The organism is Streptomyces spinoverrucosus (genome assembly GCF_015712165.1).
GTDB lineage: Bacteria > Actinomycetota > Actinomycetes > Streptomycetales > Streptomycetaceae > Streptomyces > Streptomyces spinoverrucosus_A.
In genome coordinates this window covers 4,295,143-4,317,065 of the sequence record NZ_JADPZX010000001.1, presented here as the reverse complement: position 1 = coordinate 4,317,065, position 21,923 = coordinate 4,295,143, and the positions used below count along the sequence as shown (strand labels likewise).

22 protein-coding genes are annotated in these 21,923 nt (G+C 69.8%); 10 read left to right on the top strand and 12 right to left on the bottom strand.

Annotation, left to right across the window (positions count from 1 at the left end):
• Nucleotides 1–772 precede the first annotated feature (772 nt).
• On the top strand, nucleotides 773–2,347 hold the full coding sequence (locus I2W78_RS19415; RefSeq protein WP_196464629.1) for a YibE/F family protein: 1,575 nt from the start codon (nucleotides 773–775) through the stop codon (nucleotides 2,345–2,347).
• Nucleotides 2,348–2,636: 289 nt separating this feature from the next.
• On the opposite strand, the gene I2W78_RS19410 is transcribed toward I2W78_RS19415, so the two are convergent.
• The 4 genes from I2W78_RS19410 to I2W78_RS19395 form a co-directional block, all read right to left on the bottom strand.
• Nucleotides 2,637–3,074 carry an SsgA family sporulation/cell division regulator gene (locus tag I2W78_RS19410; RefSeq protein ID WP_196461552.1) on the bottom strand — a complete coding sequence of 146 codons (438 nt, stop codon included), beginning with the start codon at nucleotides 3,072–3,074 and terminating at the stop codon, nucleotides 2,637–2,639.
• A 100-nt stretch (nucleotides 3,075–3,174) separates the two neighbouring features.
• Entirely contained in the window at nucleotides 3,175–3,900 is a 726-nt protein-coding gene (locus tag I2W78_RS19405) for an IclR family transcriptional regulator (protein ID WP_307783974.1), read from the bottom strand.
• Nucleotides 3,901–4,209: 309 nt separating this feature from the next.
• Nucleotides 4,210–4,422: a DUF5326 family protein gene (locus I2W78_RS19400; protein ID WP_196461551.1), complete on the bottom strand. Its 213-nt coding sequence runs from the start codon at nucleotides 4,420–4,422 to the stop codon at nucleotides 4,210–4,212.
• A 197-nt stretch (nucleotides 4,423–4,619) separates the two neighbouring features.
• Nucleotides 4,620–4,937, bottom strand: coding sequence for a cupin domain-containing protein (locus I2W78_RS19395; RefSeq protein ID WP_141312150.1), 318 nt, complete (start codon nucleotides 4,935–4,937; stop codon nucleotides 4,620–4,622).
• A 58-nt stretch (nucleotides 4,938–4,995) separates the two neighbouring features.
• On the opposite strand from I2W78_RS19395, the gene I2W78_RS19390 reads away from it, so the two are divergent.
• From I2W78_RS19390 to I2W78_RS19370, 5 genes are all read left to right on the top strand, one after another.
• The gene (locus I2W78_RS19390) at nucleotides 4,996–5,373 is read left to right on the top strand and encodes a phage holin family protein (protein ID WP_196461550.1); all 378 of its coding nucleotides are present in this window, start codon (nucleotides 4,996–4,998) and stop codon (nucleotides 5,371–5,373) included.
• A gap of 5 nt (nucleotides 5,374–5,378) precedes the next feature.
• Nucleotides 5,379–5,870: a low molecular weight protein-tyrosine-phosphatase gene (locus I2W78_RS19385; protein ID WP_196461549.1), complete on the top strand. Its 492-nt coding sequence runs from the start codon at nucleotides 5,379–5,381 to the stop codon at nucleotides 5,868–5,870.
• A complete protein-coding gene (locus I2W78_RS19380; protein ID WP_196461548.1) occupies nucleotides 5,867–7,024 on the top strand; it encodes a cystathionine gamma-lyase in 1,158 nt (385 codons plus the stop codon). The genes I2W78_RS19385 and I2W78_RS19380 overlap by 4 nt, the downstream gene beginning before the upstream one ends.
• A gap of 228 nt (nucleotides 7,025–7,252) precedes the next feature.
• Entirely contained in the window at nucleotides 7,253–8,158 is a 906-nt protein-coding gene (locus I2W78_RS19375) for a LysR family transcriptional regulator (protein ID WP_196461547.1), read from the top strand.
• Nucleotides 8,159–8,358: 200 nt separating this feature from the next.
• The gene (locus I2W78_RS19370) at nucleotides 8,359–8,841 is read left to right on the top strand and encodes an NUDIX domain-containing protein (protein WP_196461546.1); all 483 of its coding nucleotides are present in this window, start codon (nucleotides 8,359–8,361) and stop codon (nucleotides 8,839–8,841) included.
• Between the two features lie 31 nt (nucleotides 8,842–8,872).
• Here I2W78_RS19370 and I2W78_RS19365 read toward each other — a convergent pair whose 3' ends face one another.
• Complete coding sequence (locus I2W78_RS19365) at nucleotides 8,873–10,333, bottom strand: globin domain-containing protein (RefSeq protein ID WP_374222725.1); 1,461 nt, start codon at nucleotides 10,331–10,333, stop codon at nucleotides 8,873–8,875.
• 1,375 nt (nucleotides 10,334–11,708) lie between these two features.
• On the opposite strand from I2W78_RS19365, the gene I2W78_RS19360 reads away from it, so the two are divergent.
• Nucleotides 11,709–12,575 carry a GNAT family N-acetyltransferase gene (locus tag I2W78_RS19360; RefSeq protein WP_196461545.1) on the top strand — a complete coding sequence of 289 codons (867 nt, stop codon included), beginning with the start codon at nucleotides 11,709–11,711 and terminating at the stop codon, nucleotides 12,573–12,575.
• Nucleotides 12,576–12,646: 71 nt separating this feature from the next.
• On the opposite strand, the gene I2W78_RS19355 is transcribed toward I2W78_RS19360, so the two are convergent.
• Both I2W78_RS19355 and I2W78_RS19350 read right to left on the bottom strand, forming a co-directional pair.
• Nucleotides 12,647–13,069, bottom strand: a complete 423-nt coding sequence (locus I2W78_RS19355) for a GlcG/HbpS family heme-binding protein (RefSeq protein WP_196461544.1) — start codon at nucleotides 13,067–13,069, stop codon at nucleotides 12,647–12,649.
• Nucleotides 13,070–13,222: 153 nt separating this feature from the next.
• The gene (locus tag I2W78_RS19350) at nucleotides 13,223–14,425 is read right to left on the bottom strand and encodes an MFS transporter (RefSeq protein WP_196461543.1); all 1,203 of its coding nucleotides are present in this window, start codon (nucleotides 14,423–14,425) and stop codon (nucleotides 13,223–13,225) included.
• Nucleotides 14,426–14,567: 142 nt separating this feature from the next.
• Here I2W78_RS19350 and I2W78_RS19345 point away from each other — a divergent pair, with 142 nt between their 5' ends.
• A complete protein-coding gene (locus tag I2W78_RS19345; protein WP_196461542.1) occupies nucleotides 14,568–15,026 on the top strand; it encodes a MarR family winged helix-turn-helix transcriptional regulator in 459 nt (152 codons plus the stop codon).
• A gap of 9 nt (nucleotides 15,027–15,035) precedes the next feature.
• The gene (locus tag I2W78_RS19340; RefSeq protein WP_196461541.1) at nucleotides 15,036–15,488 is read left to right on the top strand and encodes a GNAT family N-acetyltransferase; all 453 of its coding nucleotides are present in this window, start codon (nucleotides 15,036–15,038) and stop codon (nucleotides 15,486–15,488) included.
• Nucleotides 15,489–15,558: 70 nt separating this feature from the next.
• On the opposite strand, the gene I2W78_RS19335 is transcribed toward I2W78_RS19340, so the two are convergent.
• Together I2W78_RS19335 and dnaB are read right to left on the bottom strand one after the other, a co-directional pair.
• Complete coding sequence (locus I2W78_RS19335; protein ID WP_196461540.1) at nucleotides 15,559–16,944, bottom strand: serine hydrolase domain-containing protein; 1,386 nt, start codon at nucleotides 16,942–16,944, stop codon at nucleotides 15,559–15,561.
• Nucleotides 16,945–17,050: 106 nt separating this feature from the next.
• Nucleotides 17,051–18,529, bottom strand: a complete 1,479-nt coding sequence (gene dnaB, locus I2W78_RS19330; protein WP_196461539.1) for a replicative DNA helicase — start codon at nucleotides 18,527–18,529, stop codon at nucleotides 17,051–17,053.
• 460 nt (nucleotides 18,530–18,989) lie between these two features.
• Between dnaB and I2W78_RS19325 the strand changes: the two genes are divergently transcribed.
• Nucleotides 18,990–20,327 carry an MATE family efflux transporter gene (locus I2W78_RS19325; protein ID WP_196461538.1) on the top strand — a complete coding sequence of 446 codons (1,338 nt, stop codon included), beginning with the start codon at nucleotides 18,990–18,992 and terminating at the stop codon, nucleotides 20,325–20,327.
• 234 nt (nucleotides 20,328–20,561) lie between these two features.
• Here the strand turns inward: I2W78_RS19325 and rplI are convergent, their stop codons facing one another.
• From rplI to I2W78_RS19310, 3 genes are read right to left on the bottom strand one after another with little or no spacing between them, the layout of a single operon-like run.
• The gene (gene rplI, locus I2W78_RS19320; protein WP_196461537.1) at nucleotides 20,562–21,008 is read right to left on the bottom strand and encodes a 50S ribosomal protein L9; all 447 of its coding nucleotides are present in this window, start codon (nucleotides 21,006–21,008) and stop codon (nucleotides 20,562–20,564) included.
• Between the two features lie 18 nt (nucleotides 21,009–21,026).
• Complete coding sequence (gene rpsR / locus I2W78_RS19315) at nucleotides 21,027–21,263, bottom strand: 30S ribosomal protein S18 (RefSeq protein WP_003949403.1); 237 nt, start codon at nucleotides 21,261–21,263, stop codon at nucleotides 21,027–21,029.
• A 57-nt stretch (nucleotides 21,264–21,320) separates the two neighbouring features.
• Entirely contained in the window at nucleotides 21,321–21,902 is a 582-nt protein-coding gene (locus I2W78_RS19310) for a single-stranded DNA-binding protein (protein WP_196461536.1), read from the bottom strand.
• Between the last annotated feature and the right edge of the window lie 21 nt (nucleotides 21,903–21,923).

Below are 21,923 nucleotides of genomic sequence, written 5' to 3'. Positions count from 1 at the left end.
TTGCGATGATCGGTCGGTGACCACGAATCAGCAGCCCCCGTTCCCGCCGCACGAACCGCCGCGCGGAACCGGCTCCGGCATGGGGTCGGGAAGCGGCGCTGGGATGGGCGGGGGTGGTACTTCGGGCAGGGGGTCGCGCATGGGTCGAGGCGACGCTTCTGGCATGGGGCGGGGTGACGCTCCTGGCATGGGTCGAGGCGATGCTCCCGGCATGGGTCGAGGCGATGCTCCCGGCATGGGGCGGGGTGACACGCCCGGCATGGGTCGAGGCGATGCTCCCGGCGCGGGGTCGCGCATGGCGCGGGGTGACGCTCCGGGCGCGAGGGCGGGCATGGGTCGAGGCGAGGCTCCCGGCGCGGGGGCGGGCATGGGTCGAGGCGAGGCTCCCGGAGCGGGGGCGGGCATGGGTCGAGGCGAGGCTCCCGGCATGGGCCGAGGCGGGGCTCGCGGCATGGGCGCGGACGTGGGAGGCGACGCTCGCGGCATGGGCGCGGGCATGGGTGGCGACCCTGCCGGCATGGGGGCGCGTGTTGGCTCCGGGCTTGGCGGGGGTCCTGAGAGGGGTTCTGGCAGTACTCCCGGCGGCCGTGTGTACGGCTCTGGGGGCGGATACCCCGGCGGTGGGGGGCAGGGGCTGGGTCCCGTTGCCGAGGGCGGACAGGGACGCGGCTCTGGGCAGGGTGGCTGGCACGAGCACGGTGCGGGTGCCGGGGGTTTCCCCGGGCAGGGCTCCGGTTATGGCGACGGGCACGGGCATGGCGTGGACGGTGGCCTGAGCGGTGGTCGAGGCTACGGTCCCGGCCCGGGTGACGGCCACGGGCACTCCGCGCCCAGCGGCGGCCAAGGGCACGGCCCCGGCCGGGGAGGCGACAACGGCCCCGGCCACTCCACGCCCGGCGGCGGCCAAGGGCACGGCCCCGGCCACGGAAGCGGCCGCGGAGGCGGCAACGGGCGCGGCCATGGGCCCGGTGACGAGCCAGGACTCGGCCCCAGCGGCGGACACGGCGGCGGACACGGCGGCGGACACGGCCACGGCCACTCGCACAGTCACGCGCACGGACCCGCCGCCCCCGTCTCCCTGCACCTGCGCAAGGTCATCGCGGCGGTGCTCATCCCCTTCGCCGCCGCCGTCGTAGTCGGCCTCGCCGTACTGTGGCCCGGCGGTGCCCCGCCCCACGAGCGCACCGGCGTCGGCTTCGACCGGCAGACCCAGCAGGCCACGGTCACCAAGATCGAGGAGTTGCCCTGCGACTCGGTCAACGCCTCGGCCGACACACCGAACGGCGACACCTCCACCGCCGAGGGCTCGTCCGCCCAGCAGCAGGCGAACGGCACCTGCAAGCGCGCGACGATCCGAATCGACACCGGCGAGGACAAGGGCCGTACGTTCACCGAGATCGTGCAGCCGGACCAGTCACGCCAGTTGAACCAGGGCCAGAAGGTCGTGGTCGCGTACGAACCCTCCGCGCCCGAGGACCTGCAGTACTCGGTCACCGACGTGAACCGCCGACTCCCGATGACCCTGCTCGCCGGCATCTTCGCACTGGCCGTCGTGGCGGTCGGGCGGCTGCGCGGCGTCATGGCACTGGTCGCGCTGGCCATCAGCTTCCTGGTGCTCAACTTCTTCATCCTGCCCGCGATCCTGCAGGGCTCGAACCCGCTGGTCGTGGCGGTGGTCGGGGCGAGCGCCATCATGCTGATCGCCCTGTATCTGTGCCACGGTCTGTCGGCCCGAACATCCGTGGCAGTGCTCGGCACGCTGATCTCACTGCTGCTGATCGGCGTCCTCGGCTCGCTGTTCATCGGTTGGGCCGCGCTCACGGGCAACACCGACGACAACACCGGTCTCATCCACGGCCTGTACCCGTCGATCGACATGAGCGGTCTGCTGCTGGCCGGCATCATCATCGGTTCGCTCGGTGTCCTCGACGACGTGACGGTCACGCAGACCTCGGCGGTCTGGGAGCTGCACGAGGCCAACCCGGCAATGGGCTGGCGGGGGCTGTACCGGGCGGCCATCCGCATCGGCCGCGACCACATCGCCTCCGTCGTCAACACGCTCGTCCTCGCCTACGCGGGCGCAGCACTCCCGCTGCTGCTGCTGTTCTCCATCGCGCAGAGCAGCGTGGGGACGGTCGCCAACAGCGAGCTGGTCGCGGAGGAGATCGTGCGCACGCTGGTCGGTTCGATCGGCCTGGTGGCCTCGGTGCCGGTCACCACGGCGCTCGCGGCCCTGGTGGTGTCGGCCGACCGGCCCGCCAAGGAGCCCGCCCCGGCGTCGGCCGCGGCCGGCACCGAAGCACCGGCACCGGCCCGCGCCGGGAGGGGGCGGCGGCGCAGGCGTTGAGCGACCTGGGACCAGGCGTTGAGCGATTTGGGATCAGGCGTTGTAGCGCCATGGGACCAGGCGTTGTAGCGCCCTGGGCGCAGGCACTGACGCCGCCCGCACGCCGAACGCCCGAGATCCGGAGGAGCCGTTGAGGACCCCGGGCAGGGAGCGTTCCTGCCCGCCCGCCTCCATCGCCGTGGCCACCACACTCGAAGCCCCGGCTACAGCCGGTTGAAGCCGGGACTTCGGGCCACACAAACCCCATCCACCTCAGGCGAAGCGTTACACCACCCACCCCAGGGACGGCTCACCCGGCGCTCTGCTCCTCCGCCAGAATCCGGTCCAGCGCCTCGTCGAGGTGTGCGTCGAAGTCGGCGAGGGAACCCTCCTGGCCCAACGGCACGAGCTTGTCCGTGCGGTCGAGGAAGGCGACCAGCGGAGCCGTGGAGGAGCGGAACAACGCCTGGTCGTTGCCGACCTGAAGCCGGATCAGGACGTCGCCGAGCGACTCCGGTTCGACCGGCGAAACCCGCACATCGCCCTCCCCGCACGGCCGCCCGACCCCGTCGATCAGCAGCTCCCTGCCGAAGGCCCAGGTCACCGGGGCATCACCGGGCAGATGGAAGGTCAGCCGCACGGCGTAGGGATCACACGTTTCGTAGCGCAGCTCCACAGGGATGCGGAAGGAGAGCTCCTCGGAGACGAGAAAGCTCATCATGACCTCTGCCTGTACGGACTCGCGCATCGCCTACCCCGTCACTTGCCGTTCGATTGGCCGGGAATGAACCTCTGATACCTGGTGGCATCTTGCTGAACGTACACACCAGATCACAAGGAGTGAGTTTTCAGATACTGATAGAGATCGCGAGTGACCCCAGCGCACGACCCACCTCGCTCTGCAATTGCCGGGCTGCGGGCAGCAGGCGGTCCACTTGGTGGCTGGGAAGCGAGATGGCCATCGTTCCCGCGGTGTCACCCACAGTGATCGGAATGGCCGCACACACCGTCCCGAGCGCGTACTCCTGGCGCTCGGTCACCGGTTCCATCCGGCTCGTTCGTTCGAGTCGTCGCAGCAGCGTGCGGCTGTCGCGGACGGTGTACGGGGTGATCGACTGCACGGGATAGCGGTCGAGGTGGTCCCGGCGGGTGTTCTCGTTCAGCTGGGACAGCAGGCACTGGCCGATGGCGTGCGCGTGGCCGGTCTCGCGGAAGTCGGCCCACTCCTCCACCGCCGGATTGCCCGGGGTGTCGGAGACGCACATGACCTCGATCTCGCCGTCGCGGTAGATCGCGTAGTACACGGGCACGCCGATGGAGTCCCGCCAGCGTGCGAGGGTCTCGTTGACCGTGCTGCGACGTTTCTGCTGGGCTCCGCTGCTGGCCAACCGCTCGGCCGCCTCGCCGAGGAAGAACAGTCCTTTCTCCCGGCGCAGGTAGCTCTCGTGCACCAGGGTGCGCAGCAGGTGGTACGTCGTGGGGAGGGCGAGGCCGGTCTCGCGGGCCAGTTGCTTCGCGGGTGCGCCGTGCTGATGCTCGGCGACGGCCTCCAGCAGGCGCATGGCGCGCTGCACGGACCCGATGAGGGTGGCGTTGTGCTGGGGCGTGGGGGGTGCGTAGGGGTCTGCGGGTGCGGTGTCTGCCGTGGCCAAGGGTCACTCCCGAAGCGCGAGTGGGGCAGCCCGTGCAGGGTGAACACGGGAGGGGTTTGTACGGGTGTGTACGCCGCTCGCGGGGTTGCCCCCACGTCGGGTTCCGGACTCTATTGGCCCGCCACCGCCCGCAGACCCGTCCGCCCGGAAACTTCCCTCCCCCGAGGGAACCGGTGATTCCTGTTACCGGTTCCCGTCACCCACAGCTCTCACCAGTCGCCACGACAGCTCTCACCAGTCGCCACGCGACGAGGAGTTCGTCGTGAACTTCCGTACGACATAGATGAGTCCACCGACCAGGGCCACGAAGACCAGCAGCTTGAACAGCAGCCCGATCACGAAGCCCACGACGCTGGCTATCACGCCGCCGAACACGACCAGGGCGATGACCGGCACCGCGATCCACTTCACCCACCACGGCAGACCCGCGAAGATCTCTCGCATCGCCCTCGTCCTTCTCTCTCTGCCCGGCGGCCGCACGACTCCCTGTGAGCGCTCCGGTCCCGCCGGGTCCTGTGATGTCCTGCCTCGATGCTAGGGCCGGCGACGTGCCCGACGGGGGCCTCGCAGCCCTTGTCCTCCCCTGACCGATCCCCTAGGGAATCCGGGGGCGCGGAGGACGAAAACCCGGAGCTGGTGGGTCAGTTCTCGGGCGGAGAGAACACCACGAGCACCCGCAGGTCCTCGCTGATGTGGTGGAACTTGTGAGCCACCCCGGCCGGGACGTACACCACGCTGCCGCGGGCCACCTCGGTGGTCTCCATGCCGACGGTGATCGCGGCACGGCCGCTCACGACGAAGTAGACCTCGTCCTGGTTGTGCGGTTTCTGCGGATCGTGCTCGCCCGCGTTGAGCGCGTACAGACCGACCGACATGTTCCGCTCGCGCAGAAACTGCAGGTAGGCCCCCTCGTTGGCGGCGCGCTCCGCCTCCAGTTCGTCCAGCCGGAATGCCTTCATCGCTTCGTCGCCCTCGCGCCCGTATTCGTATCGGATCTCGTCTGCCACGATCAGACACATGATGAATTTCGTAGTCAAGACGATCGCCAACGCGGGCGCCCTGGCGGTCGCCGTATGGCTGCTCGACAAGATCACCCTGACCGGGGACAGCACCGGGAAGAAGGTCGGCACGCTGCTCGTGGTCGCGTTGATCTTCGGCCTGGTGAACTTCCTGGTCAAGCCGATCGTGAACCTGCTGAGCCTGCCGCTGCTCATTCTCACGCTCGGCCTGTTCACCCTGGTCGTCAACGCGCTGATGCTGCTGCTGACCTCGTGGCTCGCCGACCAGTTCGACCTGAGTTTCCATGTCGAGGGCTTCTGGACGGCCGTCCTGGGCGGCCTGATCATCTCGATCGTCTCCTGGGCGCTCAACGTCGTCCTCCCGGACCGGGACTGAGCGCCATGACCTACCGCGTCTGCTTCGTCTGCACCGGCAACATCTGCCGCTCCCCGATGGCCGAATCCGTCTTCCGCGCCCGGGTGGCCGAGGCCGGGCTGGACGGCCTCGTCGAAGTCGACAGCGCGGGCACGGGCGGCTGGCACGAAGGCGATCCGGCCGACCCACGCACCGTCGCCGTACTGCGGGGGCACGACTACGACACCGAACACATCGCACGGCAGTTCCAGCCGTCGTGGTTCTCCCGGCTCGACCTCGTCATCGCGCTCGACTCCGGGCACCTGAAGGCGCTGCGCCGCCTCGCGCCCACCGAGGAGGAGGCGGCGAAGGTGCGCCTGCTGCGTTCCTACGATCCCGCCGCGGGCGACGACCTCGACGTCCCGGACCCCTACTACGGGGGCCGGGAGGGCTTCGAGGAGTGCCTTGAGATGGTGGAGGCGGCGAGTGCGGGACTGCTCGCCGCGGTACGCGAGCACGTGGAAGGACGGGCGGCATGAGCGATTCTGCAGACGGTACGGGCGCGGAGGGGGGCGTCGGCGAGGGCACGCGCGCGGTGCGGGCGGGGCTGCCCGAGCCGGTGAAGCACGAGCCGACCCTGCCCGGTCCGGTCTTCGCCGCCCACTTCCATCTGCCGGGCGAGCCCACGGGACCGTACACCTACGGCCGCGACGAGAACCCGACCTGGACGCATCTGGAGCGGGCGATCGGCGAGCTGGAGGCACCCGGGCGGGGCGGCGTCGAGACGCTCGTGTTCGCCTCCGGGATGGCCGCCATCTCGTCCGTGCTCTTCTCGCAGCTGCGCGCGGGGGACGCGGTCGTACTGCCCAGCGACGGCTACCAGGTGCTGCCGCTGGTGCGCGCACAGCTGGAGGCGTACGGCATCGAGGTGCGCACCGCGCCGACCGGCGGCGACGCCCAGCTCGACGTCCTCGACGGCGCGAAGCTGCTGTGGATCGAGACCCCGTCGAACCCGGGACTCGACGTGTGCGACATCCGGCGGCTCGCCGAGGCGGCACACGCGCGCGGGGCCCTGGTCGCCGTCGACAACACGCTCGCCACACCGCTCGGGCAGCGCCCGCTGGAGCTCGGCGCGGACTTCTCCGTGGCCAGCGGCACCAAGCAGCTCACCGGGCACGGAGACATCCTCCTGGGGTACGTCGTCGGCCGCGACGCCGAAGCCATGGCCGCCGTACGTCGCTGGCGCAAGATCGTCGGGGCGATCCCGGGCCCGATGGAGGCCTGGCTCGCTCATCGGTCGATCGCCACACTCCAGCTGCGCGTCGAGCGGCAGAACGTCGGCGCCCTGGCGGTGGCCGAGGCGCTGCGCGACTGGCACGAGGATCTCGGGGTGCGCTACCCGGGGCTGATGAGCGACCCGTCGTACAAGATCGCCTCGCAGCAGATGCACGGCTATGGGTGCGTGGTGTCGTTCACGCTGCCCACGCGTGCGCGTGCGGACCGATTCCTCGACGCGCTGCGGCTCGTGGACGACGCGACGAGCTTCGGCGGGGTGCGCTCCACCGCCGAGCGGCGCGGGCGCTGGGGAGGGGACGCGGTGCCGGAGGGCTTCATCCGACTGTCGGTCGGTGCCGAGGACACCAAGGACCTGGTGGCGGATGTGCTGCGCGCCCTGGACGAGTCGGCGCAGTGACCGCTTTCCGGACGCCCGGCGGGGGTCCGGCTACGTAAGACGGACGGTCCGAGCCTCCCCCCTCGTGGCTCGGACCGTCCTCGGTTCTGCGCGCGAAGAACCGCGCGACCAAGGCTAGTTGACTCTCTGTCAGTGTCCAATCACTGTAGCGACAGCGACCTATCGACTTATTTATAGTTGGGCCCTGCCTCGCGGTGGGAGCAGCGGACGGGAAGGGGTGCGCGCGCCATGGATCTGGCCTTGCTGCGCACGTTCGTGACCGTGCACCGGGCCGGCTCCTTCACCCGCGCCGCCGCCCTGCTGGGCCTCTCCCAGCCGGCCGTGACCTCACAGATCCGCACGCTCGAACGGCAGCTGGGCCGCCCCCTGTTCCTGCGGCAGGCGCGTGGCGTGACGCCGACGACCATGGGCGACGAACTCGCGCACAAGGCCGCTCCGCATCTGGACGCACTGGTGGAGATCGCCGAGAGCGGGCTCGACGACGACTCCTCCTTACGCACGCTGCATCTGGCCGGACCTCCGGAGTTCACCGCCGAGCGGGCGCTGCCCGCGCTCGTGGAGCTGACCGGGGAGGACGGCCAGGGGTTCGCCCTGCGTGCCTCCTTCGGCAACGCCGAGGAGACGCTGGAGGGGCTGGCCGCCGGGCATCATGATCTGACCATCAGCACGGCCCGCCCACGCGGCGCCCTGCTCACCGCGACTCCGCTCTGCGACGAGGAGCATGTCCTGGTCGCCGCCCCGCGCTGGGCGGAGGAGATCGACGCCGGGACGCTGCGCCACAAGGGCGCGCCCGCCCTGGAGAACCTCCCCGTCGTCGAGGTGCACGAGTCGTTGCCCTTCGTCGCCCGCTACTGGGCCTCCGTCTTCGACTCCCGCCCGGCCGCGTCCGGCATCGTCATCGTCCCCGATCTGCGCGCCGTCCTGGCCTGCACGGTCGCGGGCGCGGGGCTCGCGGTGCTGCCCCGCTATCTGTGCGCGCCCGCCCTGGAGCGCGGTGAAGTGGTCGCCCTGCACGAGCCGACGGTGCCGCCGCTACGGACGTACTTCCTGGTGGTGCGCACCGGAACGCTCGCCATGCCGCATATCGCGCGGGCACACGAGTGGCTGCAGCGGGCGGCCGCCGACTGGTGCTGACGCGGGCACGAGTGGCTCGCGCGAGCGGCTGTAGGCGGGTGTTGAAGCGGCACGAAGGGCTCCAGCGATCGACCGTCGGCGGGTGTGGAAACGGGCGCCCGGCGGGTGTGGATCGAGGCATCCGGCGGCTTCACTCCCCGGGCTCGACAGGTGACGATCCGCAATGTTTCACGTGGAACATGGCGGGCCACATTTCTCCCATGACCGTCCGACCCGTGGTCAAGCGCACCGCCCGCGCCGTTCTCCTGGACGGTGACGACCTGATCCTGATCAAGCGCACCAAGCCCGGTGTCGATCCCTACTGGGTCACTCCCGGTGGCGGGGTCGACCCCGATGACCCCACCGTCGTCCACGCCCTGCATCGCGAGGTGTACGAGGAGCTGGGCGCCAAGATCACCGATGTCGTGCCGTGTTTCGTTGACACCGTCGAGCACATCGGCGAGGACGGCGGCGCGACCGGCGTGAAGGTTCAGCACTTCTTCGTCTGCCGGCTCGAGTCCATGGATCCGTCCCTGCGGCATGGTCCCGAGGTCGACGACCCCACCGGCGAGTACGAGATCGTACGAGTGCCGTTCACCCGCGTCGGGATCGCCTCCGTGCATCTCGTACCGCTGTCGCTGCGGCACTACCTCGACGGAAACATCGAGGGCGTACGGGCCATGCACGCGCCCGATCTGGGCTGAGCTGGTCGACGTTCGCCTTTGGCCGCGCCCGTCAGCTTCCGGCGGCGACGAGTTCCTCCAAGGAGTCGTGCCGTATGCGCTCGAACGGAATGCCGACGTCCCGCAGCGCGTCCACGCCGCTGCGGATCATGCCGGGCGGGCCCGACAGATAGGCGTCGTACTCGTTCCAGGGGCCGTACTCCCGTATGGCGTCGGGGAGCTGGATGTGCGCCTGCTGGTCGATGATCGCGCGCACGGAGAGCCAGGGGTGCGTCTGCTGGAGCCTGAGCATCGTGTCGATGTCGTACAGGTCGTGGTCGGTGCGGGCTCCGTAGAACACCTCGACCGATCGCCGCTCGCCGTGCTCGGCGACGTCCTCGATCAGGGCCTTGATGGGCGCGATGCCCGTACCGCCGCCCAGGCAGAGCAGTCCACTGTCGGTGGTGTGGTCCACGGTCATCGAACCGGCGGGCGGGCCGAGGCGGACGACGTCACCGGGCCGGGCACGGTGCACCAGGGCGTTGGATACCCAGCCCGCCGGGACCGCCTTCACATGGAAGTTGAGCAGTCCGTCGGAGCGGGGTGCGGAGGCGAAGGAGTAGTGCCGCCATATGCGCGGCCACCACGGTGTCTCCAGGCTCGTGTACTGCCCGGCGAGGAACGGGTAGGGCTGGTCCGGGCGGACGGTGATGACCGCGACGTCCGGGGTCCTCAGGTCGTGCGAGACGACCTCCGCGTACCACCAGGCCGGGGAGCGCAGCTCGTCCGCGGCCGCCGCGTCGATCATGACCTGCGAGATCGTCGTGTACGTCCGTACCCAGGCCGCCTCCGTCTCGTCGTCCCAGACGGACTCGGCGTACCGGCTCAGTGCGCCGATCAGACACTCGCCGACAGCCGGATAGTGCTCGGGCCGGGTGCCGTACTTGCGGTGGCCGCGGCCCAGATTCTGCAGATAGGGGACGAGCACGTCGGCGTTGTCGACATGCTCGGCGGCGGTGAGCAACGCCTTGAGCAGGCGGTCCCGCTGGGCGTCCATCGCGGCGGGGAAGAGGGGGCGCAGGTCGGGGTGGCGGACGAAGAGCAGAGCGTAGAAGTACGAGGTGACCTTGTCGGCGACGGGGGCGACCGTGGCCATGGTGCGCCGGACGAGGACGGCGTCCGGGGAGGCGTCCTCCTGGGACGCGGGGGCGGGGGCGGGGGCGGTGGCGGTGGCGGTGGCGGTGGACGGTTCGGCGTGCGGGGCCGGGCTTGAGGGGGCGGCCTGCGGGGTGGTGCCGGTTGGTGTGGCGGGCGGGTACGGGGTGGAGGTGGGCGTGTGCTGCTGTGGGCGCGAGGCGGAGGCGGGTGCCTGCGGCTGCGGGTGCGGGGCGTGGCTCGACGGCTCGCTGTGCGGGGCCACCGGGGCGACGGACGGCTCGGGGTGTGGTGCCGCCGGAGCGGCAGAGGGGTTCCCGCCGGCCGTGAACAGGGACGGCTCGGTGTGGTCTGCCGGGGCGTGGCGCTGGGTGGGCACGCGGTGCGGGGCGGGCGGGGCCTCGGTGAGGGCTGCCGCGCGTTGGTCGGCGGGCGGCGATTCGGTGTGAGGCGGGAGCGGCGCGGGGGTGGATATGGCTGCCTGGGTTATTCGCTCGTGGTCCCCCGCGACGTCGGTGCCGGCGGGCCTGGCACCGTGGGCGCGCGACGCGGCGAAGGCCTCCGACGGCCTTGCTGCCTGCGGGGCCTGTGCCCGTCCGTGCGGCTCCGGGTCGCGCGTTCGCGCGTGCGGCTCCGGCGGTCGCGCTGCGGTCAACGCATCCGCGGCCCCGGCCCCTCCCGGCGTCACTGCCTCCCGTCCCCACGGGGACGCGCCCGTGCCTGTTTGCGGCGCCGGCTCGGCGCCACCGGCGGGCGGGACTCCGAATGGCGGGCGAGGCCGCCCTTCGGCGGCCGGGGCCGTCATATGCGGCCGGGAGAGGGTCTCGGCGACGTAGGGCCGGGCAAGCGGCCCGTCGGCTTCGAGATGTCCGTGCGGCTCCGTGCCCTGCGAGGTGGCGTCCGGTACGGCCTCGTCCGTCGGCCCGCTCGGGTTGGTGCCTGGCGTGGCCCGGCCCATGGGGCGCATGCCGGCCAGGCGGCGGCCGTCCGCCGCCTCCCGCTCGGTCCCCTGAGTCGGCACCGGCGTCTTGCGCGGCGTGAACCAGCCGCCCCCGCCCGAAGGGCCGTCGTCGGCCGACGTGGTGGTCGGAGCGTCCATGGTGTGTGCCTCGCCTCGAACATCTCTCGGTCGGTCTGCGCACTTCCTCGGTCGGAAGATGCCTACTTCTTCCGCAGCCGGCTGCTGATCCCGTTCGGCGTCGCGGCCAACGCAGCCATAGTCAACCCTTGTTCCCGCTGCTTACGGACAAGTAGGACGAGAGTGTGACATTGGCCGCAGCGCCTCACCGTAGCGTCCCACTTCGCATGGACGCCCGGCCGCTCAACCGAGAATGCCGGTCTTCGATCTCTCCGTCCCGTTAGGCTGCATTGCCCTGCTCTCGGCCCCCATGGGAAGTGCGCTCCGCATCCCGTACGGGAACCGGAGTCGACCATACCGGCCACCGCCCCGCACACAAGTCCCCCCTTCCACGACCACGAATTTGACTATGTGGCGATCCAGCGATTCCCCCAATTACGGGGCGTGCCGCATCAATTCATAGACATCCCACAGATCCTTCCCCGCGTACGAGTGGGTCGTGAGGCCCGTCAGATGCCGGAGGTCCTGATGGATGCTCACCGTTCGCCGATGTTTCACGTGAAACACCCCGCGCTTGTGCATGCGTCCCGCACTACCCCACGAGTTGGCCAAAAGGGCATACGTCTCTGCCGAAACAGGTGGACGTCAAGGGCACCAGTCAGACAGCCTGACCTGCGTGCCTACTCCTTCCCTCGCTGCTCTGCCGATTCGCCGTCTGACCCGCCGCGACCTCAAGGTCTGCGCCGACTTGTCCGAGGACCGGGGGTGGCCGCGCGAGGAACACAAATGGAGCTTCCTCCTGACCGCCGGGAAGGGATACGGCATCGACGACCCTCAGGGAGGGCTCGTGGCCGCCTGCGCGATCACCGAGTACGGGCCGCAGGAACGCCCGGAACTCGGAGCCGTGGGGATGGTCCTGGTCGCCGAGCGGCACGCACGCCAGGGCGTCGGGCGCCGGTTGATGCAGCACGTAGTGTCGGCGATGGGTGCCACGCCACTGACTCTGCACGCGACGCCGAACGGTCGCCCGCTCTATGAGGAACTCGGCTTCAAGGTCACCGGCCGCGCAGAAATGGTGCGCGGCTTTTTCATGCCTGGCGGACCCGAGCCCAGGGTGGCCACACGTCCGGCCACCGGCGAGGACCTCACCAAGATCCTCCGTATCGACGCCGAGGTGTTCGGCGCCGACCGCACGCACATCATCACGCGGCTGCCCGCCTTCGCCGACCAAGTGCGGGTCGCGGAGGAGGACGGCCGGATCATCGGCTACACGGCCGCCTGGCCCAACATGGACACGCATGTCGTCGGTCCACTGATCGCCCGGGACACGGAGACGGCGAAGTCGCTGATCGCCTCTCTCGCCGCCCACACGGACCGCCCGTTGCGCACCGACATCGACGTCCGGCACGAGGAGCTTTTGACGTGGGTGAAGCAGCGTGGCATGGCGTCGATCGCGTTCAACGCGGTGATGACGTACGGGGTGGCGGAGCTCCCCGGTGACTGGACCCGACGCTTCGCTCCGCTGACGGTGGCAGCGGGCTGAGGTTCGGAAAAAGGGGGGAACGCCGGTCCCGTAGGGAACCGGCGTCCTGTCATCGACGAACGGAGCTGCCGTCAGGCGAGCGCCTCGACGGCGGCCGTGGCGAAGCCGTGGTCCTGCTCCGGGGCGCCGCCGCCCACTCCGATGGCGCCGATCAGTCGCCCGTCACGGTGGATCGGCAGGCCGCCCGCGATAAACAGCAGCGGCCGGTCGAGGGCGGTCTGCAGGGAGTGGAACGGCCCGTCGGGCTTGACCGCGTCGACCAGGTCGGCGGTGGGCGCGTTCAGCTGGAGGGCGGTGTACGCCTTGCGGGTGCTGGTCTCTCCGGAGATCAGCACGGCCCGGTCGTCGCGCCGGAAGGCGAGCAGGTGCCCACCGGCGTCCAGGACGGTGACGCTGACGGTCGCCCCGGCAGCCTCGGCGGCCCGACGAGCTGCGGTGACGAGAACCTCGGCGTCCTGAATGGTCAGGGGCGCTACGGCGGCGGTGGTGCTCATTGCGGGGTTTCTCCTTGCGTGTGGTGCTGTTGAGGGGTTCGGACGGGCGGCGCGGGGACGGCCCTGGCCCCGCGTGGACCCGGCTCGGTTCAGTGGTGAGCGGACGGTGTGGGACCTACGGCGGGGCGTAGGGTCCTGCCGTGTCCGGCGCGGTCAGTGGTGGACGGCGGCCCGCTCCTCAGCGCCGGCCGCGACGACCGCGCTCGGGGTGCTGTCGCGGCGCTCCAGCGCCGCCGAGAGGACGGCGAGGAGCAGAGCGGCAGCGGCGAGGATGGCGCCGACCCAGTTCGGGGCCGTGTAGCCGAGGCCTGCCGCGATGACCAGGCCGCCGAGCCAGGCGGAGAGGGCGTTGCCCAGGTTGAAGGCGCCGATGTTCACCGCGGAGGCGAGGGTCGGGGCGCCGTGCGCCTGGTCGAGGACGCGCTTCTGCAGCGGCGGGACGGTGGCGAAGCCCAGGGCGCCGATCAGCGCGATGCTGATGGCCGAGAGGATCTTGTCGTGCGCCGTGAGTGTGAAGAGCGCGAGCACGACCGCGAGGGCGCCCAGGGAGACGTACAGCATCGGCATCAGGGCGCGGTCGGCGAACTTGCCGCCGACGAGGTTGCCGCCGACCATTCCGAGGCCGAAGAGGACCAGCAGCCAGGTGACGGAGCCGTCGGCGAAGCCGGCGACGTGCGTCATCATCGGCGCGATGTAGGTGATGGCCGCGAAGACGCCGCCGAAGCCGAGGACGGTCATCGCCATGGCGAGCAGAACCTGGACGTTCTTGAAGGCGGCCAGTTCGTGCCTCAGGTGGACGCCCTCGGGCTTGGGCATCTCGGGGACGAGCTTGGCGATGCCGGCCAGGCCGACGACACCGAGCGCGGCGACGATGGCGAAGGTGACCCGCCAGCCCAGGGACTGTCCGACGAGCGTGCCCAGCGGGACGCCGACGACGTTGGCGACGGTCAGGCCGGTGAACATCATCGCGATGGCTCCGGCCTTCTTGTCCGGGGCGACCAGCTCGGCGGCAACCACCGAGCCGATGCCGAAGAAGGCGCCGTGGGCGAGTGAGGCGACCACACGGCCGATCAGCATCACGGCGAAGGCAGGAGCCAGCGCGGAGAGCACGTTGCCAACGATGAACAGACCCATCAGCACCATCAGCATCCGCTTACGGGAGACCTTGGTGCCGAGGACGGTCATCAGCGGGGCGCCGAACATCACGCCGAGCGCATAGCCGGTCACCAGAAAGCCGGCTGTCGGGATGGAGACCCCGAAGTCGGTCGCAACCTCGGGCAGCAAGCCCATGATCACGAACTCGGTCGTGCCGATTCCGAAGGCCCCGATCGCGAGGGCCAGAAGCGCGAGAGGCATGGGGGGATACACCTTCCCAGACGATTGCAGGAGCGCTTTGCGTGCCTCCACAATAATTGCAGACGCGGGCTACATGCAACCACGGACTATTGCGAAGTTGCTCTATCCTGGACTCAGCCGCTCCGGGACGGAGGAAACGCCAATGACAGCGACGGACCCCGCGCTCACCGCCCTCGCCCAGGGCTGGTGCGCCCTCTCCTTGCTGCACGGGAGAATCGAGGCGCGCATCGAGCGCGCCCTGCAGGCCAAGCACGGCCTGAGCGTGCGCGAGTACTCCCTGCTCGACGTACTCAGCCGACAGCACGACGGCGACGGCGGGCATCTGCAGATGAAGCAGGTCGCCGACGCGGTCGTCCTCAGCCAGAGCGCCACCACGCGGCTGGTCACCCGGCTGGAGGACCGCGGTCTGCTGGAGCGGTATCTGTGCCCCACCGACCGCCGTGGCATCTACACCAACGTGACCGAGGCGGGGCTGAAGCTCCTGGAGGAGGCGCGGCCGACCAATGACGCCGCCCTGCGCGAAGCGCTCGACGAGGCGGCCAAGAACCCCGAGCTGGTCCCGCTGGTCCGGGTCGTGGAGTCGGTGAGCGTGCCCACATAGGGTGCGGGCATGGGAGATCTTGAGATACGAGCCGCGGTCACGGACGACCTCCCCGCGATCGTCGGCATGCTCGCCGACGACCCGCTGGGCGCGCAGCGCGAGTCACCGGACGACCTGACCCCGTACCGGGCCGCGCTGGAGCGCCTCGGCGGCGACCCGAGCCAGCACCTGGTGGTCGCCGTTCGCGAGAGCCGCGTGGTCGGCACGCTGCAGCTCACGATCATCCCCGGGCTTTCCCGGCGTGGCGCCACCAGGTCGATCATCGAGGGTGTCCGGATCCACGCCGACGAGCGTGGAAGCGGGCTGGGTACCCAGCTCATCGAGTGGGCGATCGAGGAATCCCGTCAGCAGGGGTGCCAGTTGGTGCAGCTGACGTCCGACAACTCCCGTCTGGACGCCCACCGCTTCTATGAGCGGCTCGGCTTCACGGCGTCCCACGTGGGCTTCAAGCTTCAGCTCTGAAGCTCCTGTGCCGCGAAGGGCCATGTTTCACGTGAAACATGGCCCTTGCTCGGCATCTTCCATCGGACGCCTAACCGATCCCCCGCCACCCCTCCGGGTCCACTCCACCCGGCACTTCCACTGTCTCGTCGTACGGCTGGCGCGTGAACACGAACGACCCGAGGTCGAGGTGACTCAAGGACCCGTCCGCTCGCCGCACGGGCCGCAACAGCTCTCCGGCGTAGTAGCCCTCCAGCCCGGTCCAGGTGCCGTCTCCATTGGCCCGGAAGCGCGCGCCACGCCCCTTCCCGGACAACGGCTCCAGTGACACCCCGCCGCCTCCGGTCAGGCGCAGGCCGAAGGCGTACGTCCCCCAGTACCACTGGCCCGCCAACTCCAGTACGGATGGATCGACTTCAGGCAGCGGGCGCCACGGTTCGGGGATGCGCGGCTCGGCCTCGGCGACGATGCGTACGAGGTCGGCGCCGACCGTCGCCAGCAGCGGACCGGACGTGCAGTTGGCGAGCACCACCGCCGCGACGTCGTCCTCAACGCTCAGGGTCAGATTCGCAAGGAAGCCCGGCAGCGAGCCGGAGTGACCCACGAGCAGCCGACCGTCCCCATGCTGGATCTGCAGCCCGAGTCCGTACGTCACCCCGTTGGCGACATCCGCGGCCTCGGCCGGCGCCGCGGGCGCCCGCATCTCCCGTACGGTCTCCGCACTCAGCACCCGCTCGTCGCCCTGGGCGAGGAACACCGCGAATCGAGCCAAATCCCCGGTGGTCGACCAGAGCTGACCGGCAGGAGCCATCCGCCCGAGGTCCTCAGCGGGCTCCGGCAACAACACATCGGCCCACGGATGCACCGCCCAGCCACCGGCGTGCGACGACGACGGCCGCGCACTCGTCCGGTCGAGGCCCAGAGGCTGGAGCACCTCGCGCCGCAGCACGTCCTCCCAGGGAGCACCGCGCAGCCTCTCGACGAGCGCGCCCAGCAGGGTGTAGCCCGGGTTCGAATAGTGGAAACGCCGCCCGGCCGGGTGCAGGAAGGGCTGTTCACCGAGCACATCGGCCAACCCCGGGCGCAGCGATCCCGGGCTGCGCTCCCACCAGGGAGCGGGGGACTCGGCGGCCAGCCCGCTGGTGTGCGCCAGCAGTTCGGCGATGGTGGCTTCGCCGGCGCTCGTACCCGGCAGATGCTTCTCCAGCCGGTCACCGAGGTCGAGGAGGCCCTCGTCACGCAACCGCAGCACCAGAACCGCCGTGAACGTCTTGGTGATCGAACCGATCCTGTACTGCACGTTCTCGTCCGGCACCTGCCCGTCCACCGACGTGCGCGCTCCGTGCCACACAGCACGCCCGTCCCGCACCACCGCCGCGACCATCGACGGGGCACGTCCCTCGGACTGAGCCACGGCGAGCCGGTGCAGCAACGCACGGCGAGTGGCGGGAAGCAGCTCTTCCTGAGATGTAGTCATGCCCCCAGTCCATCCGGCCGGACGACGGACGTCGAGCCCATTTCCCGGCGGCCGGCGGCCGTGCAGAGCTACCACGCCTGCCGACGCCCATGGCCGCAGGCAGCGGTCAGGTCTGAGCCATGTCCACGAAGCGCGAGTAGTGACCCTGGAAGGCAACGGTGATGGTCGCGGTCGGGCCGTTTCGGTGCTTGGCGACGATCAGGTCCGCCTCGCCCGCGCGGGGCGACTCCTTCTCGTAGGCGTCCTCGCGGTGCAGCAGGATGACCATGTCGGCGTCCTGCTCGATCGAGCCGGATTCACGCAGGTCGGAGACCATCGGCTTCTTGTCGGTGCGCTGCTCGGGGCCACGGTTCAGCTGAGAGAGCGCGATGACCGGGATCTCCAGCTCCTTGGCCAGCAGCTTGAGGTTTCGCGACATGTCCGAAACCTCCTGCTGGCGGCTCTCGGCGCGCTTGGAACCGCCCGACTGCATGAGTTGGAGGTAGTCGATGACGACCAGCCGGAGGTCGTTGCGCTGCTTGAGGCGGCGGCACTTGGCGCGGATCTCCATCATCGACAGGTTCGGGGAGTCGTCGATGTAGAGCGGAGCCGCGGAGACATCCGGCATCCGGCGGGCCAGCCGCGTCCAGTCCTCGTCGGTCATCGTGCCGGAGCGCATGTGATGCAGCGCGACACGGGCCTCGGCGGACAGCAGACGCATCGCGATCTCGTTGCGCCCCATCTCGAGCGAGAAGATGACGCTCGGCAGGTTGTTCTTGATCGACGCGGCCCGGGCGAAGTCCAGCGCGAGCGTCGACTTACCCATCGCGGGACGCGCGGCGATGACGATCATCTGGCCCGGATGCAGGCCGTTGGTGAGCGAGTCGAAGTCGGTGAAGCCCGTGGGTACACCGGTCATCTCGCCGGTGCGTGAACCGATCGCCTCGATCTCGTCGAGCGCGCCCTCCATGATGTCGCCGAGCGGGAGATAGTCCTCGCTGGTGCGCTGCTCGGTGACCGCGTAGATCTCGGCCTGGGCGCGGTTGACGATCTCGTCGACGTCGTCGTCGGCCGCGTATCCCATCTGAGTGATTCGCGTGCCGGCCTCCACGAGTCGGCGCAGTACGGCCCGCTCATGGACGATCTCCGCGTAGTACTCGGCGTTCGCCGCCGTCGGCACCGTCTGGACGAGCGTGTGCAGATACGACGCACCGCCGACCTTGTTGATCTCGCCGCGCTTGGTGAGCTCGGCGGCGATCGTGATGGGGTCGGCCGGCTCGCCCTTGGCGTAGATGTCGAGGATCGCCTGGTAGATCGTCTCGTGCGCGGGCTTGTAGAAGTCGTGCCCCTTGAGGATTTCCACGACATCGGCGATGGCGTCCTTAGACAGCAGCATGCCGCCCAGCACGGACTGTTCGGCGTTGAGATCCTGCGGTGGGACCCGCTCGAAGGATGAAGAACCTCCTCCGTCCCAGGTGCCGTTGTCCCGGCCCCGCTCATGCTGCTCTTCGCGACCCCGACCGCCGTCGCCACGGCGGCGGGAGGGCAGACGATCGCTCGGCCCGCTGTCGGCCCACGGGTCGTCCAAGGGCTCGGAAATACTCACCGAGCCACCTCCTCCCGTCCGCCGAGCGGACCTCGCCGTGCCCATCATTTCTACGGCACGGCACTGACAAACTGAGAGGCCCAACTCCGGTTCTGACGCGTCGGTTTTGTGACGGTTTCACGGCCGACGGAGGGAGCGGGCGCCGGACAACGGTAGGCCCCCCGGCACCGTCAGCCAATCTGGTTATCCACAGGCCATGTGGACGACCGCCCGGATGCTGTGGAGAACTCCGCGAAACCTGTGCACGACGCGGTGGACAGCCCTGTGAACAAGCCCGCACCGCCGCCTCCAAACAGACTCTGACCTGCACCTTTCCCATCCACCGGCTGTGCAGAAGAAAAACTTCCCCAGTCGGCCCAAGTTCTCTTCGAACAGTGCCCGACAGCACACACCGCAAGAGATTGAGTAAGGGGCACAATGGCATTGCATCACTTACCTGTGGAAGATTAGATTGGTGCTCATGACACAGGCTCCCGCGACCCCCAGGGCCGCCCGGCGACGACACGATCGAGAGATCGTCTCGCTGGCCGTCCCGGCCTTCGGCGCACTGGTCGCCGAGCCCCTCTTCGTCCTGGCCGACAGCGCGATCGTCGGCCACCTCGGCACGGCCCAACTCGCCGGACTCGGCGTTGCCTCGGCGCTCCTCACGACCGCCGTCAGCGTCTTCGTCTTCCTCGCCTACGCCACCACGGCAGCCGTGTCCCGGCGAGTGGGCGCCGGTGACCTCCCGGCGGCGATCCGCCAGGGCATGGACGGCATCTGGCTGGCACTGCTGCTGGGCGCCGGCGTCATCGCCGTCGTCCTGCCCACGGCACCGTTCCTTGTGGAACTCTTCGGCGCCTCGGACACCGCTGCCCCCTACGCGATCACGTACCTGCGGATCTCGTCCCTCGGCATCCCCGCCATGCTCATCGTCCTTGCCGCGACCGGTGTCCTGCGCGGTCTGCAGGACACCAAGACGCCGCTCTACGTCGCCGTCGCAGGCTTCATCGCCAACGGCGCCCTCAACGCGGCCCTCGTCTACGGCGCCGGCCTCGGCATCGCCGGCTCCGCCTGGGGCACCGTGATCGCCCAGTGCGGCATGGCCGCCGTCTACCTCGTGGTCGTCGTGCGCGGAGCCCGCAGACACGGCGCCTCACTGCGCCCGGACGCCGCCGGTATCCGGGCCTCCGCACAGGCCGGGGCGCCGCTGTTGGTCCGCACGCTCTCGCTGCGGGCGATCCTGATGATTGCGACGGCCGTCGCGGCCCGCCTCGGCGACGCCGATATCGCCGCCCACCAGATCATCCTCTCCCTGTGGAGCCTGCTGGCCTTCGCGCTCGATGCCATCGCGATCGCCGGACAGGCCATCATCGGACGCTATCTCGGAGCCGACGACCCCCAAGGAGCCCGCGATGTCTGCCGCCGCATGGTCCAGTGGGGCGTCGTGGTCGGTCTTGGCCTCGGCGTTCTGGTCGTCGTGGCCCGCCCGGCCTTCCTCCCTCTTTTCACCAGCGACTCCGCCGTGAAGGACGCCGCGCTCCCCGCCCTGCTGGTGGTGGCGCTCTCCCAGCCGATCTGCGGCGTGGTCTTCGTCCTGGACGGCGTCCTCATGGGAGCCGGTGACGGCCCGTACCTTGCCTGGGCGATGCTCCTCACCCTGGCGGTCTTCACACCCGTTGCGCTTGTCGTGCCTACCGTAGGCGGCGGGCTCACCGCTCTCTGGGCGGCCATGACCCTGATGATGACAGTCCGCATGCTCACCCTGTGGCTACGCACCCGCTCGGGCCGCTGGCTCGTCACGGGCGCGACGCGCTGAGCAAGCTGCCGGGCAGGCAGCGGTGTGCGGAGCTGCCTCCGGCTCGGTGTTTCACGTGAAACACCGCCCGAGGGACAGCCTCATGGCTCGCCCGAGAAACGGCGCCCCATGGCGGGTGTTTCACGTGAAACACCCGCCACCGCCCGCTCTCCAAAAAACACCCCGCCCCAACACGCGAGTGGGGCCGCACCCCGGAGGATGCAGCCCCACTCACTGCTTCAGCGAGCGCAACGCTTACGCAGCGATGACCTCGATGTTGACCTTGGCGGCAACCTCGGGGTGCAGACGCACGGACGTCTCGTGGGCGCCCAGCGTCTTGATCGGCGAGCCGAGCTCGATGCGGCGCTTGTCGACCTCGGGGCCACCGGCAGCCTTGATCGCCGAGGCGATGTCGGCCGGGGTGACGGAACCGAAGAGACGGCCGGCGTCGCCGGAGCGGACGGCCAGGCGGACCTTGACACCCTCGAGCTGGGCCTTGATCTGGTTGGCCTGCTCGATGGTCTGGATCTCGTGGATCTTGCGAGCGCGACGGATCTGCTCGACGTCCTTCTCGCCACCCTTGGTCCAGCGGATAGCGAACTTCCGTGGGATCAGGTAGTTGCGAGCGTAACCGTCCTTGACGTCGACGACGTCGCCCGCGGCACCGAGGCCGGAGACCTCGTGGGTGAGGATGATCTTCATGAGTCGGTCACCCTTCCCTTAGCGCGCGGTGGACGTGTAGGGCAGCAGCGCCATCTCACGGCTGTTCTTGACGGCCGTGGCGACGTCACGCTGGTGCTGCGTGCAGTTGCCGGTCACGCGGCGGGCACGGATCTTGCCGCGGTCGGAAATGAACTTCCGCAGCATGTTCGTGTCCTTGTAGTCCACGTACGTGACCTTGTCCTTGCAGAAAGCGCAGACCTTCTTCTTCGGCTTGCGCACAGGCGGCTTCGCCATGGTGTTTCTCCTGTGTGATCAAGAAGTGTGGGTACGGCCCACCCTCAGCCGCGAGGCTTAGAAGGGGGGCTCGTCCGAGTAGCCGCCACCGCTGCCGCCGGAGCCACCGCCCCAGCCACCGCCGCCCTGCTGGCCGCCACCGGCGGGAGCGCCGGTCGCCCACGGGTCGTCGGCGGGAGCGCCGCCACCCTGCTGGCCGCCACCGGGGCCACCGCCCCAGCCGCCGCCACCCTGCTGGCCGCCACCGCCGCCGTAACCGCCCTGGCCACCTCGGCCGGTGGTCTTGGTGACCTTGGCCGTGGCGTTGCGCAGGCTGGGGCCGACTTCCTCGACGTCCAGCTCGAAGACCGTGCGCTTGACACCCTCACGGTCCTCGTAGGACCGCTGCTTCAGCCGGCCCTGCACGATGACGCGCATGCCTCGCTGAAGCGACTCGGCGACGTTCTCCGCCGCCTGGCGCCAGACCGAGCAGGTCAGGAAGAGGCTCTCGCCGTCCTTCCACTCATTGGTCTGCCGGTCGAAGGTGCGGGGCGTGGACGCGACACGGAACTTCGCGACCGCCGCACCGGAGGGGGTGAAGCGCAGCTCGGGGTCATCGACAAGGTTGCCGATGACCGTGATGACGGTCTCGCCTGCCATGGGGGAACCTCTCGGCGGGTT

Bases quoted from the DNA above. Each gene is read 5' to 3' on its own strand.
- rplI (WP_196461537.1), bottom strand. From the start codon at position 21,008: ATGAAGATCATCCTCACCCACGAGGTCTCCGGCCTCGGTGCCGCGGGC.
- I2W78_RS19385 (WP_196461549.1), top strand. From the start codon at position 5,379: ATGACCTACCGCGTCTGCTTCGTCTGCACCGGCAACATCTGCCGCTCC.
- I2W78_RS19355 (WP_196461544.1), bottom strand. From the start codon at position 13,069: ATGAGCACCACCGCCGCCGTAGCGCCCCTGACCATTCAGGACGCCGAG.
- I2W78_RS19400 (WP_196461551.1), bottom strand. From the start codon at position 4,422: ATGCGAGAGATCTTCGCGGGTCTGCCGTGGTGGGTGAAGTGGATCGCG.
- I2W78_RS19310 (WP_196461536.1), bottom strand. From the start codon at position 21,902: ATGGCAGGCGAGACCGTCATCACGGTCATCGGCAACCTTGTCGATGAC.
- I2W78_RS19370 (WP_196461546.1), top strand. From the start codon at position 8,359: ATGACCGTCCGACCCGTGGTCAAGCGCACCGCCCGCGCCGTTCTCCTG.
- I2W78_RS19395 (WP_141312150.1), bottom strand. From the start codon at position 4,937: ATGAAGGCATTCCGGCTGGACGAACTGGAGGCGGAGCGCGCCGCCAAC.
- I2W78_RS19350 (WP_196461543.1), bottom strand. From the start codon at position 14,425: ATGCCTCTCGCGCTTCTGGCCCTCGCGATCGGGGCCTTCGGAATCGGC.
- I2W78_RS19335 (WP_196461540.1), bottom strand. From the start codon at position 16,944: ATGACTACATCTCAGGAAGAGCTGCTTCCCGCCACTCGCCGTGCGTTG.
- I2W78_RS19410 (WP_196461552.1), bottom strand. From the start codon at position 3,074: ATGCGCGAGTCCGTACAGGCAGAGGTCATGATGAGCTTTCTCGTCTCC.
- I2W78_RS19375 (WP_196461547.1), top strand. From the start codon at position 7,253: ATGGATCTGGCCTTGCTGCGCACGTTCGTGACCGTGCACCGGGCCGGC.
- I2W78_RS19340 (WP_196461541.1), top strand. From the start codon at position 15,036: ATGGGAGATCTTGAGATACGAGCCGCGGTCACGGACGACCTCCCCGCG.
- I2W78_RS19390 (WP_196461550.1), top strand. From the start codon at position 4,996: ATGATGAATTTCGTAGTCAAGACGATCGCCAACGCGGGCGCCCTGGCG.
- I2W78_RS19325 (WP_196461538.1), top strand. From the start codon at position 18,990: ATGACACAGGCTCCCGCGACCCCCAGGGCCGCCCGGCGACGACACGAT.
- rpsR (WP_003949403.1), bottom strand. From the start codon at position 21,263: ATGGCGAAGCCGCCTGTGCGCAAGCCGAAGAAGAAGGTCTGCGCTTTC.
- I2W78_RS19380 (WP_196461548.1), top strand. From the start codon at position 5,867: ATGAGCGATTCTGCAGACGGTACGGGCGCGGAGGGGGGCGTCGGCGAG.
- I2W78_RS19345 (WP_196461542.1), top strand. From the start codon at position 14,568: ATGACAGCGACGGACCCCGCGCTCACCGCCCTCGCCCAGGGCTGGTGC.